This is a genomic window from Bacillus sp. 2175, assembly GCF_057812155.1.
In genome coordinates, this window is the sequence record NZ_CM173819.1 from 2,717,112 (window position 1) to 2,729,195 (window position 12,084).

The window sequence follows — 12,084 nt, forward strand, 5'->3', positions numbered from 1 at the left end:
ATGAGTAAATTAGTTGTAATTGGAGGCGGACCAGCTGGATATGTAGCGGCAATTACCGCGGCTCAAAATGGAAAAGAGGTCACTCTTATTGATGAAGCTGACCTTGGCGGAACGTGTTTAAATGTTGGGTGTATGCCGACGAAATCATTGTTAGAAAGTGCAGAAGTGCATGACATTGTGAGAAAAGCGAATGATTATGGGGTTACGCTTAATACAGGAAGTATATCAATTGATTGGGATCAAATACAGGCAAGGAAATCACAAATCGTAATGCAACTCGTCCAAGGAATACAATATTTAATGAAGAAAAATAAAATTAAAGTTGTAAAAGGAAAAGCGAAATTCGAAACGGATCATCGTGTGCGAGTTGTACAAGGAAATAAAGAAGAAGTAGTGGATGGAGAGAGGTTTATTATCGCAGCTGGTTCCGAACCTACAGAATTACCATTCGCTCCGTTTGATGGAAAATGGATTTTAAATAGTAGCCATGCGATGTCTCTTGAGAGTGTACCATCTTCATTGTTAATCGTTGGCGGTGGTGTAATAGGATGCGAGTTTGCAAGTATTTATAGTCGCCTTGGGACAAAAGTTACGATTGTTGAAATGGCACCGCAATTATTACCAGGTGAAGATGAAGATATCGCACATATTTTAAGAGAGAAATTAGAAAGTGATGGCGTAGAAATATTTACAGGAGCTGCTTTAAAAGGATTAAATAATTATAAGAAGCAAGCTTCATTTGAATATGAAGGTAGTATCCAAGAAGCTAACCCGGAATATGTTCTCATTTCTGTCGGCCGAAAACCACGTGTACAACAATTAGATTTAGAAAAAGCAGGGGTTCAGTTTTCAAATAAAGGGATTGCTGTGAACGAACATATGCAAACGAACGTATCACATATTTACGCAGCTGGTGATGTGATCGGTGGAATTCAGCTTGCTCACGTTGCCTTCCATGAAGGAACGACAGCAGCATTACACGCGAGTGGAGAAGATGTAAAAGTAAACTACCATGCTGTACCTCGCTGTATTTATACAGCTCCAGAAATTGCTAGTGTCGGTTTAACAGAAAAAGATGCAAGAGAGCAGTACGGTGACATACAAATTGGAGAATTTCCTTTTACAGCAAACGGAAAAGCGCTTATTATTGGCGAACAAATGGGTAAAGTAAAAGTCATTGTGGAACCTAAATACCAAGAAATTGTAGGGATTTCTATTATTGGTCCTCATGCCACTGAACTGATTGGACAAGGAACTGTAATGATTCATACAGAAGTTACCGCTGATATAATGAGAGATTATATTGCAGCACATCCAACTTTATCTGAGGCGATTCATGAAGCGTTAATGCAAGCAGTAGGACATGCTGTACATGCTTAAATAGAAATATGATAAACCACTATTCTCTAAATGAAAGAGAGAATAGTGGTTTGAATTTTTATAGAAGAAATTAAATGTCTTATTACTATTTAATTTCAATCGCTGAAGTAATATCGTTCCAATCAGCAGCTAAATTAGCAGTTTTACCGTACCAATCAGCGTGTTTAAATAAAACGCCTTTTCCATATCCTTGTGTTGAAGTGTGCTCCCAAAGTGTCGTTGAATAACTTGCAGAAGGTGACGCTGTACTTACAGAAGAAATTCTGTCATTCCAGCTAGATGGTAAGTTTTTAAATCCGCTGCTCCAGTAAATATATTGGCCACCTTTATCTTTATGTTCATAAAAATCAGTACTACCAGCACCGCTACCTAAAGGATTAATTTTATTTTTAATTGCTTTTTTATCCTTTTCAATATACGCATCTAATGTTTCACGACTAGTAAAACCGTAAGCTAGCCAATCCCTATTTTCATTTTGCTCTGGTAATACCATAGTAATTTGGATATTTTTCTTATCCTGATCATTTAATTTTGCAAATGAATTAACATTTTGTTCATCCACTTTTAAATAATCAAATGACTTACTTGAAGTAACCTTTATAGGAGTAACAAAGTGTTCTATGCCGGAAAACTTTGAAAATGCTTGGTGGTTATATCATGAAATAGCTCTTACTGAAGATGGTTTTAAACTAGGTGTTTTATTTGACTCTCCATTTAGAGAAGTGACGATTTTCGCGGCAGATGTATTACTTGTGAAGAAATAATGTTGTATGGAGTATTACAAACGTTTGACATAATAAAAAAATAAAGTTATTGTAGATACATGAAGTCTACAATAGGAGCTGTATTATGAAATATTCTAAAGCTACAAATTATGCTCTTCATACAATGCTTTTTCTGGCAAAGGCTACACCAAATAAGTTAGTTAGTGTTCACCAATTAGCAGAAATGCAAAATGTTTCACCAACGTACTTGTCTAAAATACTAACTAAGTTGACGAAGGAAGGGATGATACATTCATCATCTGGTCCAAAGGGCGGTTACTCGCTTAGTAAGAATTGGGAAGATATTTCATTTTTAGATATTATACATGCAATTGAAGGTAAAACATCATTGTTTGAATGTTGTTTACATGACAAACCTGGATGTTTAATTAATGAAGTAATGCTTGCAGCAGAAGAGAAAATGGAAGAAAAGTTACGAAATCAAAAAATCGTAGATCTTGCGAAAAAAATAAAAGTGGATTTTTAATCTGCTTTTATTTTTAAATTAATTAAGGATAAAAAGACTCTTCGATATCTTTAATTGTAGTTAGAAAATGATATGAAGAAGGAGAGAAGATGATGACTAAATTTTGGAATGATCGATATAAATCAGATGAATATTTTTACGGGGAAGAACCTAATACATTTATTAAAGAACAAGCATTTCGTTTAGCAAATCACAATAAAGTAATAGCATTTGCGGAGGGAGAAGGTAGAAATGCTGTATTTCTAGCAAGACAAGGGAACGAAGTAACAGCTATTGATTATTCGGAAGATGGATTAGAGAAGACAAAAAAATTGGCAGAGAAGCATAACGTAAACGTGCATACAAAAAAAGTAGATTTATTAGCTGATAGTTTGCCAGAAAATGAATATGATGTAGCAATTATGGTATTTGGACATTTTCATGATAATTATAAAAAAATGATATTAGGTAAAATGATACAAACGATAAAGCCTGGTGGTTTAATTATGTTTGAAGTTTACTCAAAAAAACAAATAAACTATAGTACTGGTGGACCAAAAGATGTTGATATGCTGTATGATCCAATTGATATCCTTACTTGGTGTGAAGAACATAAGGTAATTCATTTCTTTAATGGCGAACAAGAGCGAATTGAAGGGAAAGGGCACACTGGTTTAGCTGATGTTATTCAAGTTGTTATTAGAAAATGAATATAAGTGTTAATGAAAGTTAAATGTATGAATGTAAAAGACCAGTCATGTAAGACTGGTCTTTCTATTTAGATACTAAATTATCAAGCTTCCAATATGTATCTGTTAACGGCGCTGCTTTGCTATCTATGTATAAATACATATTATTTAAATCTTTTGGTGAAGTTTTCAGTTCAAACACAACGTCAGTAGTTAAAGAGAATTCGTGTGGAACATTTTTATAGTGCTCGTCATCTATCGGATGAGCTTCACCTTCATATTTCTGACCAGTTTTTTCATCTTGTATGAAATATTTTATTTCCGAAAGATCAATAGTTTGTCCATCGTCCCGAACATTATTAATCATAACACGAGTAGTAAGGCGTCGCTCTTTGTCTATTTTTTCAAACTTTGCATTTTCAACTGTCGCTCTATAGTATTCGTTTTTAACTATTTCTCCATAGTGCATTGCATTCTTTTCGAGAGCGCTCTTTTCTTGTTTTGATGTAGTATTGCTATTACATCCTGTTAATATTCCAGTAAATAATAATGCTGTACATGTCGTTTTGATTAATGATTTCATAGTAATCCCTTTCTGTATTAAAAAGTAAAACATAGGAATAATTTTACATCAACAGGAAGGTAAATGAAAGTATTTTTGCGTAATATACAGATATACATTTATTCGGTTGGCAAATTAATGGGATAGAAAGCGGGAGAAGACTGTATAAAACGGAATAAATAAGAACTGAAAATATTGTAAAACAGAAGAGGCATACATATAATTAAAATAAAGTTTAAGTTTCTGAATCTTCAATAACGGTGGTGATAACATGTTTACTGAAGAACGTCGAGAGAGAATCTTAGAACTACTTAATACAGATGGAAGAGTAATCGCAAAGGAACTTGCGGAAAGATTTGAAATGTCTATTGATTCTATAAGAAGAGATTTGTCTATTATGGAAAAGGATGGTTTATTAAAAAGAACGCACGGAGGTGCAATTGAACTTACGCGAGTGAGGAACTTAGCTGCGGAACCAGCTAAACGTTATAGTGATAGCTCAATATATGAGAACACAATTGCAAAAGTTGCGGCATCTTATATACAAGAAGATGATTCTATTTTTATTGGCGGGGCTTCCATTCATAATGCGATGCTGAAATATTTACCGGAAGTATCATTTACGGTTATTACGAATTCTATAGAAATAGCTGGTCATCTAAGAGAATATAAGAACATCGATACATATTTAATTGGTGGAAAAGTAAAGCCTTCAGGAAATATTACTGATACATTTGCCTCTGAATTGATAAGTAGATTTTCTATTGATCTTTATTTCTCTACAGGTGGAGGCATTTCATTACAAGGTATTAGTACTGCACAACACCTGAAGTTGCTTATTTTAGTAAAAGAGTAAGTGAAATTGCTAGAAGAAATATTTGTTTAGCTCCGCATAATAAACTTGGAATAGATTGTTTTATAAGAGGAGAGTCTCTAAAAGAAATTGACCTTATTATAACTGACGAAGAGGCTAGTAAAGAAACTGTTCAGGAATTTGAGAAACAAGGTAAACAAGTTGTAATAGCGCCATTATATTGATTTGAAAGGAGTTTGACATGATTGTAAAAGAGCAAGAGTATCATATAAATGGATTAACTTATACAATTCGTTCTGCAGCTGAAAAAGATGCTGAGCAGTTATCGAAAATTAGAGTTCAGATTGATGGAGAAACTGAAAATATGGATAGAGATGCTGGAGAGGGATTTATAGATGACCTAGGGTTTCAAAAAATAATAAAAACAGATAGTGAAGAAACGAAGAATCTCTTTTTAGTTGTAGAAGTGCACAATCGAATTGTTGGATTTTCAAGATGTGAAGGATCAAATTTTAAGAGATTATCTCATAAAGTGGAGTTTGGCGTTTGTATTTTAAAAGAGTTTTGGGGATATAGAATGGGGAAGAGCCTATTACAACAATCTATTAAATGGGCTGACGAAAATGCAGTAAATAAAATATCTTTACAAGTATTAGAGACAAACGAGAAAGCTATTCATCTTTATAAAAAATTAGGTTTTGAAGTAGAAGGCATTTTGAAAAATGACAAAAGACTATCGGATGGAAAGTATTATAATACGGTAGTGATGGGAAGATTTACTAATACTTTTCATGAAAGAGGTGAAGAAGTATGTTTTACAGAAGGAAGTACTATGTAGTGAAAAATGAATTCATAGAAGTATTTAATGATCATTTCAATCACACGAACTTACCTAATCAATTAAAGCATGGTTCTAGGCTAATAGGACGCTGGATGAAAGATAATAAGAATGGTACGTCTGAAGTATTTGCCATATGGGAATATGATAGTTATGAACAGTATAATGAAATAGAATCGAAAATTAGAAGTGACGAGAGGCATATTAAAGGAATACATGAATGGTATGAAAACCATGGCGGGAAAGAATATGTTTTACAGGAGTACATAGTAGAGATGAAAAATGAAGAGTTAGTATGTACTGTAAAGTAGCAGAGGGGTGAGGGATAAGAGAAATTAAAACAAAATTATATTTTAGTTTAGCATCCACTATTTTATTTGCAATAGCCGTGATTGTTTTCTTTATAAATGGTAATCCACAAAAGTGGTTTTGGTTATGTATTTTCTTTGCGTCCATTATACAAAATATAGTGCTACTAAAAAAGAATAAAGAAGTGCATTAAGATATTCAAATTATTAACATATTTGTGTCGTCTTGCTAGTTGTATTGAAAACGCTTTTATTCAGTTTTATAATAAAAGTATGTTTTATAAATCTCCAAAACAATTAAAAGGGAGATGATACAATGTTAGCTTCACCGTTTTACTTACATACATGGAAAAAGTTTGTTAATGAAGGTGTTCTTGATTCAAATCGCATAAATCAAAGAATTTCAGAATCGTGGCATCGATGTAAACAGGCTAATGTTAATCCTCACATGAATAAAGGTCAGAAAATTTTGTCTTCTAACATTTTTCAAGAACAAAAGAAAAAGAGTGAAATTTTCCTTGATATCGCATTACCTCAAATACAAAATATGAGAAAAACCATTGATGAACTACAAATGATGGCATTATTAATCGATCCAGATGGTTATGTTCTATCGTTAAGTGGAAATAAACAAACGTTAAAGCGAGCGAAACATATTAATTTTATTGAAGGTGTAAAATGGACGGAATCAGCTGTTGGCACAAATGCAATTGGAACAGCGCTAGAAATTGAAGAAGCTATTATGATAAGTGGTACTGAACATTACACCGTGGCATCTCATAGCTGGAGTTGTGCGGCTGCTCCCATTCATAATGATGATGGGAAATTAATTGGTGTTCTAGATTTCTCGTGTCCGATTGAATTTTCGCATCCATATATGCTCGGTATGGTAACTTCAATTGCACATGCGATAGAACGTGAATGTAGCATAAGAGTTCATCAAAATGAATTACACTTAATCCATCGTTTTTTAGATGTCATTGATAGTGATGAACAAGTAGTTATTTGTAATCATCGTGATGTTATCGTTTCTGCGAGTAAGAGCGTTCGTGAACGAATAAATAATTGGTCAAGAATGAAACTTGAAGAGTTAATGCACCATGGATTGGAAACTAAATTAGAGATACCAGTATATAGTAATGAAAGAATGATTGGGAAATGTATGTATTTAAAGGAAAATAAACAAATGAATACATATTCTGCTCTCACATTTATAAAAGGGATTACTTTTTCAGGAGTTACCGGGACAAGCAGAGCATTTCAACACACACTAGAAGAAATTAAGCTTGTTTCACCGACTGATGCTAGTGTGTATGTATGTGGTGAGACAGGAGTAGGAAAGGAATATGTCGCGAGAGCGATTCATGAAAATAGTCCAAGAAAAGACGGGCCCTTTATAGCTGTTAACTGCGGTTCTTTGCCTAAAGAATTAATGGAAAGTGAATTGTTCGGTTATGCTGAAGGTGCGTTTACAGGTGCGCGACGTCAAGGATATAAAGGGAAATTTGAACAAGCAAACGGAGGAACATTATTTTTAGATGAAATTGGTGAAGTACCACCAGAGATGCAAGTAGCATTATTGCGTGTTTTACAAGAACGCACAATAACTCCAATTGGGAGTTCAAAATTGGTACCAGTAAATATTCGTATTATTACTGCCACACATAAAGATTTACTACGGTTAGTAGAAGAAGGGAAATTCCGTCAAGATTTATATTATCGTTTGCACGTTTATCCGTTATATGTTCCATCGTTAATAGAAAGAAAAGAGGATATCCCATATTTTATACAACACTTTTGCGAACGGAAGAATTGGAATGTTGTATTTCCAAAGAGTATATACAATCAATTTTTACAACATACATGGCCCGGAAATATTCGGGAACTAGTAAATGTATTAGAACGCATTTACATTTTGTCGCAAGGACGGGAAATATGCGAAAAACAAGTAGATTTTTTGTTACAAACAATGAGGGGAAATCAACAACAACTTGAGTTACAAGTTGAAAATAAAACAGAACATACATTACATTTTCGCGAAAAAATACAGCGTGATAGCATGATTGAAGCATTACAAAAGACAAATGGAAATGTTTCGTTAGCTGCAAAACTATTAAATGTACCCCGTAGTACATTTTATAAACGAATGCAAAAATATAAGTTATAAAGTAGATTTTTGCAATCTACTTTTTCTTTGTGGGCTCATGTTCTGTCGGAATGTGCGCTTACCGGGGAAATAATAGAACAGTTAGAAATTAATTTCCGAAAGGGGGACTTATGTGAAGTATATTGAAATTGGCTTCGGAAATAGGTGGTTCGTTCGAACAGAAACTGAAAATAAAGATGGAACTGAATTTGAGGAACGAGGAATTATAAAACCTATTTATTTTGAGTCTTTATATGTACGAATTTGGTTTCGGAAAACGTGTTTTATTTTTGATACGAAAGAAGGGTTTAAAAAAACTAAGAAGAGGAGGATTGAATATAAATTTATAGTTGGAATTGTAAGTAGACTGAATAAAGAAAAAGTGTGCTGATATACGTTATTATATTGACCAGGAAATTCTTTGGACTTATATTAAATTCATAAAAAGCAATTTTACTAAATATAAATTGTTAATAAAACCACTAAAAATTATTATCAAGACCTAAAAGCTAAAAATCCTAAAAAAATAAAGGTGAGCGCATATTAGTCATGTATAATATGTACTCACCTTTATTTTCTTGTTCAAAGCACCCGTTAGTCACTCATGGAACATGGAATAAAGTGTGGTATTGATTTAAAATAAAGTTTGATAATTTATAAAAAAGATTGATAAAACCCTGTATTAATATAAGATTTTTCTTTCGCCCCTTAAATTTCAGTTGTATTGTTCAATTAAAGGGCCAGATTGTTGAGGAAACAGGAATAATAAGAATACTCAAAAGATTGTTTGTGAAGTGCTACACTTAAACTAACGGGCAGTTTAGCTTAAGTACATTTTTTCACAAATTTAAAGGGGGATATTTCCCCATTTTTTATACCAGCTTAACGTTGATTCGGGAATGTTGAACTTCGCTACCTGCTAATTGAATTCTACTTCATCTGGAGACCTTTAAATTAAAATGTTTCCTTTCTTCTGACAGACTTATTAAATTTCGAAAACAATCAATTCAATCATCTTTTCGTATAGAAAAACTTATTAAGAAACATGCACTAGAAAAAATATAAATCATATATAGGAGATATCCCGTTTGAATGCTTGAGGAGGATATTATGAAACCTATGTTACCTAGTGAAAAATATTTCGGTAATTTAGAACTAGTTTATGCATTTTATGGGGCTATGCCTACAGGTGTTACTGTTTCAGAAACCGGTCGTATTTTCATTTGCTTTCCGAAATGGGGAGACGATGTTAAATTTACGGTGGCGGAAATTTTTGAGGATAAATTGCAGCCTTATCCTAATTTACAAACCAATTTGGTTAATCCCGAGAATATCCCAATGACTTTCATCAGTGTCCAAAGTGTAGTTGCTGATGGAAGGGGAACGCTTTGGATATTAGATACAGCGGCACCCAATTTTTCTGAACCTATTAAAGGGGGGGCAAAATTAGTCGCTGTTGATTTAGAAACCAATACAATAAGAAAAGTATATACCTTTACAGAAGATGTTGTCCTGCCTACAACTTATCTGAATGATGTCCGTTTTGATTTTCGTGTTGGAAAAGCAGGTTATGCCTATATAACGGATTCTTCTTCAAGAGGACCAGGAGCTATTATCGTCGTAGATTTATCAAATGGAAACGCGTTTAGACGGTTAAATGGAGCAAATTCAACTTCACCCGATCCCTATTTTTTACCGAAAGTAGAAGGTCAAATTTTAATGAATCGAAACAAAGACGGTTCAACTTCTCCATTTAGGTTGGCGTCTGATAGTCTTGCGATTTCTCCCGATGGAAAGATATTATTTTTTGCTCCACTAACCAGTCGGCATTTGTTCTCGATCTCAACAGAAGCCTTGAGAGACAGAACGATACCGGACATGAATTTACCTTATCATGTGGAGTATTGGGGAGAAAAAGGTGCGTCTGATGGAATGATCACCGATGCAAAGGGAGCTGTTTATGCTGGAGATTATGAAAACAACAGTATCCGTAAGATATTGCCAAATGGCATAATGGAAGCTATCGCACATGATCCGAGAATTTTGTGGCCGGATACTTTTTCAATTGGTCCGGATCAATATTTGTATGTCATTGTGAACCAATTACATCGACAGCCTAGATTTCATTATGGAAAAGACTTACGACAGAAACCTTATAGTTTACTTCGTATCAAAATTGATGAATTTCCTGCTCCGACCTCTTCATAATAAAAATAGTCAATTAATTGTTTTCATTGATAGAAAATGATCAAACTTTTTTATAAAACCAAAACATAAACCTGCTGGATAAGAATCCATTTTGATCAATCTTTTTCAAAATGGATTCTTTTTATTTACCATAGAATACGGGTTAAAACGATATTTTTAATCAAACTTTATTTTAAAATTACGAAGGAACTCATGAATGTTTTAAAAAATATGGTGAAGTAGTAATACCCCAACTTATGAGTGAAATTAATGAAAAGTTAAAATGGGATGTTATTTCAAATGTATAAATAAAGGTAAAGAAATAGGCGCTGAAGAAATTGAAAAACTATTAGCGGATTTATCACCAGAACAAGTAAAGATTGTTTTTTATCAAGAAAGTAAGGAATATGTAAAAATACTAAATCAAACTGATTATAATCAAAGAAGTAAATTAGAAGAAAGTGAATTAAAAGCAATTCTAAGTGAAATGAAAGAGGAGGAAATAATAGAGTTTTTAAAATTTGAAAAGAATTCATTGATGAGATGGACTTCAATTAGTATTGCTTGGGATATTATTGGAAATCGTGGTGAGATTTCTAAGGACATTGCTGAAGAATTTACTGAAATTATTTTAAGTAGATTAGAGAGTTATTCTTGGGAAAATTCGGGGGATAAGCATTGTTGGAAAAATTAAAAATATATTAAAAGAAGATTTTTATGGGATTTGGCGGAATATAATATAAAAAATCTTGATGACGATGACAATTATTATACTTGTAGCTCGAATATGGAGTTTCTGTTGCAATACGCAGGAGATTTATTATTTATAGATATTGTGAAATATATGTTCGATGAAGAGTTGAAATGTCACTATATGTGGCTAACTGGATGTGGATATATAAGCTTTAATTTTGAAATTGCTCCTTCAACTAGCTATTTACCTCAGCCTAAAGATATTAAAGAACTTGTTTGTAATATTCTATTTGAAGATTTTTCATTGAAAATCTCAATAGCTCTTTCATATATTTCTTTATCAACACAAAATCTTTCTGTTATCCAATAATTAAGTTCAGAAGATGTAATGATTTGTTCTCTTTTCTTACCTTGGAAATATCGTTTTAAAACATTATCATTAATAGAAGTTGGAATACCATCGATATAACCGAAAATCTGAATTTTCTTTAATACAGGAGATGTATGCCAATCGTTAGACCTTGAAATAAGTTCTTTCATATTTGATAAGTGTATTGGTTCTTTTACTTTTTCTTGATGAGCTTTAATAAGCTCATTTAAAAACTTTAAGCTAGTAGGCTGTTTTGTCGTTCCTAAAAATGATAGGAAGCTATTTACTAGTTGTACTTGGGTCATTTTCTTATCCTTTCTATATAGAAATTGTTATTGGTATTATTATAGAATATATGTCAGAAAATACAGTTATTCATTAATGGAGTGGGAGAGAATTATATGTCGATGTCGCTATATTATAAAAAAATCCGGGAGCAATTAGGACATGAACTAATATTCATGCCAAGTGTAGCTGCAGTTATTAAAAACGAGCAGGGAGAACTCTTATTTCAATATCCTGGCGGAGAATATTGGAGTTTGCCGGCTGGAGCAATTGAACCTGGGGAAACTCCAGAAGAAGCAGTAATTCGGGAAGTATGGGAAGAAACAGGATTGAAAGTACAAGTGAAAAAACAAAAAGGGGTATTTGGAGGGAAAGAGTTTCGTTATACATATGCAAATGGCGATAAGGTAGAATATATTGTTGTTGTGTTTGAGTGTGAAATTACTAGTGGAAAACTGAAATCGATAGATGGTGAATCTTTAAAACTACAATATTTCTCATTTTCTGAAAAGCCTCCTTTAGCACTACCATACCCGGATAATATATTTTTATAGATGTAAAATAGCACACCTTATTTATTGA

The 12,084-nt window shown here is 33.0% G+C and carries 13 protein-coding genes and 2 pseudogenes; 12 read left to right on the top strand and 3 right to left on the bottom strand.

The window, feature by feature from the left end; genetic code table 11:
* On the top strand, positions 1–1,380 hold the full coding sequence (gene lpdA / locus ACXKY9_RS14230) for a dihydrolipoyl dehydrogenase (RefSeq protein ID WP_000041212.1): 1,380 nt from the start codon (positions 1–3) through the stop codon (positions 1,378–1,380).
* Between the two features lie 85 nt (positions 1,381–1,465).
* Here lpdA and ACXKY9_RS14235 read toward each other — a convergent pair whose 3' ends face one another.
* The gene (locus ACXKY9_RS14235) at positions 1,466–2,002 is read right to left on the bottom strand and encodes a hypothetical protein (protein ID WP_044129551.1); all 537 of its coding nucleotides are present in this window, start codon (positions 2,000–2,002) and stop codon (positions 1,466–1,468) included.
* Between ACXKY9_RS14235 and ACXKY9_RS14240 the strand changes: the two are divergent.
* The 3 genes and pseudogenes from ACXKY9_RS14240 to ACXKY9_RS14250 form a co-directional block, all read left to right on the top strand.
* Positions 1,959–2,144, top strand: a pseudogene (locus tag ACXKY9_RS14240) (DUF4085 family protein); the annotation flags it as partial. The gene ACXKY9_RS14235 and the pseudogene ACXKY9_RS14240 overlap by 44 nt on opposite strands.
* A gap of 85 nt (positions 2,145–2,229) precedes the next feature.
* Complete coding sequence (locus tag ACXKY9_RS14245; RefSeq protein WP_000877651.1) at positions 2,230–2,631, top strand: Rrf2 family transcriptional regulator; 402 nt, start codon at positions 2,230–2,232, stop codon at positions 2,629–2,631.
* 89 nt (positions 2,632–2,720) lie between these two features.
* Positions 2,721–3,320, top strand: a complete 600-nt coding sequence (locus ACXKY9_RS14250) for a class I SAM-dependent methyltransferase (RefSeq protein ID WP_002101046.1) — start codon at positions 2,721–2,723, stop codon at positions 3,318–3,320.
* A 64-nt stretch (positions 3,321–3,384) separates the two neighbouring features.
* On the opposite strand, the gene ACXKY9_RS14255 is transcribed toward ACXKY9_RS14250, so the two are convergent.
* The gene (locus ACXKY9_RS14255) at positions 3,385–3,882 is read right to left on the bottom strand and encodes a hypothetical protein (protein WP_000838469.1); all 498 of its coding nucleotides are present in this window, start codon (positions 3,880–3,882) and stop codon (positions 3,385–3,387) included.
* 250 nt (positions 3,883–4,132) lie between these two features.
* Here ACXKY9_RS14255 and ACXKY9_RS14260 point away from each other — a divergent pair.
* The 7 genes and pseudogenes from ACXKY9_RS14260 to ACXKY9_RS14290 all read left to right on the top strand — a co-directional run bounded on the left by ACXKY9_RS14260 (position 4,133) and on the right by ACXKY9_RS14290 (position 10,848).
* Positions 4,133–4,899: pseudogene (locus ACXKY9_RS14260) on the top strand (DeoR/GlpR family DNA-binding transcription regulator).
* A 17-nt stretch (positions 4,900–4,916) separates the two neighbouring features.
* Positions 4,917–5,513 carry a GNAT family N-acetyltransferase gene (locus tag ACXKY9_RS14265; protein ID WP_000635686.1) on the top strand — a complete coding sequence of 199 codons (597 nt, stop codon included), beginning with the start codon at positions 4,917–4,919 and terminating at the stop codon, positions 5,511–5,513.
* The gene (locus ACXKY9_RS14270; RefSeq protein WP_000499983.1) at positions 5,486–5,824 is read left to right on the top strand and encodes an NIPSNAP family protein; all 339 of its coding nucleotides are present in this window, start codon (positions 5,486–5,488) and stop codon (positions 5,822–5,824) included. Before ACXKY9_RS14265 ends, ACXKY9_RS14270 begins: the two co-directional genes overlap by 28 nt.
* 313 nt (positions 5,825–6,137) lie before the next feature.
* Positions 6,138–7,988, top strand: a complete 1,851-nt coding sequence (locus ACXKY9_RS14275; RefSeq protein ID WP_000881432.1) for a sigma-54-dependent Fis family transcriptional regulator — start codon at positions 6,138–6,140, stop codon at positions 7,986–7,988.
* A 112-nt stretch (positions 7,989–8,100) separates the two neighbouring features.
* A complete protein-coding gene (locus tag ACXKY9_RS14280; protein WP_000873827.1) occupies positions 8,101–8,358 on the top strand; it encodes a DUF3977 family protein in 258 nt (85 codons plus the stop codon).
* A 719-nt stretch (positions 8,359–9,077) separates the two neighbouring features.
* On the top strand, positions 9,078–10,175 hold the full coding sequence (locus tag ACXKY9_RS14285) for an L-dopachrome tautomerase-related protein (protein WP_015382380.1): 1,098 nt from the start codon (positions 9,078–9,080) through the stop codon (positions 10,173–10,175).
* A 262-nt stretch (positions 10,176–10,437) separates the two neighbouring features.
* Complete coding sequence (locus ACXKY9_RS14290; RefSeq protein WP_000501981.1) at positions 10,438–10,848, top strand: hypothetical protein; 411 nt, start codon at positions 10,438–10,440, stop codon at positions 10,846–10,848.
* Between the two features lie 248 nt (positions 10,849–11,096).
* Here the strand turns inward: ACXKY9_RS14290 and ACXKY9_RS14295 are convergent, their stop codons facing one another.
* Positions 11,097–11,522 (bottom strand): hypothetical protein, encoded by a 426-nt coding sequence (locus ACXKY9_RS14295; RefSeq protein ID WP_000195532.1) that lies wholly within the window; start codon positions 11,520–11,522, stop codon positions 11,097–11,099.
* 96 nt (positions 11,523–11,618) lie between these two features.
* On the opposite strand from ACXKY9_RS14295, the gene ACXKY9_RS14300 reads away from it, so the two are divergent.
* Entirely contained in the window at positions 11,619–12,056 is a 438-nt protein-coding gene (locus ACXKY9_RS14300; RefSeq protein ID WP_000062928.1) for an NUDIX hydrolase, read from the top strand.
* Positions 12,057–12,084: the final 28 nt, after the last annotated feature.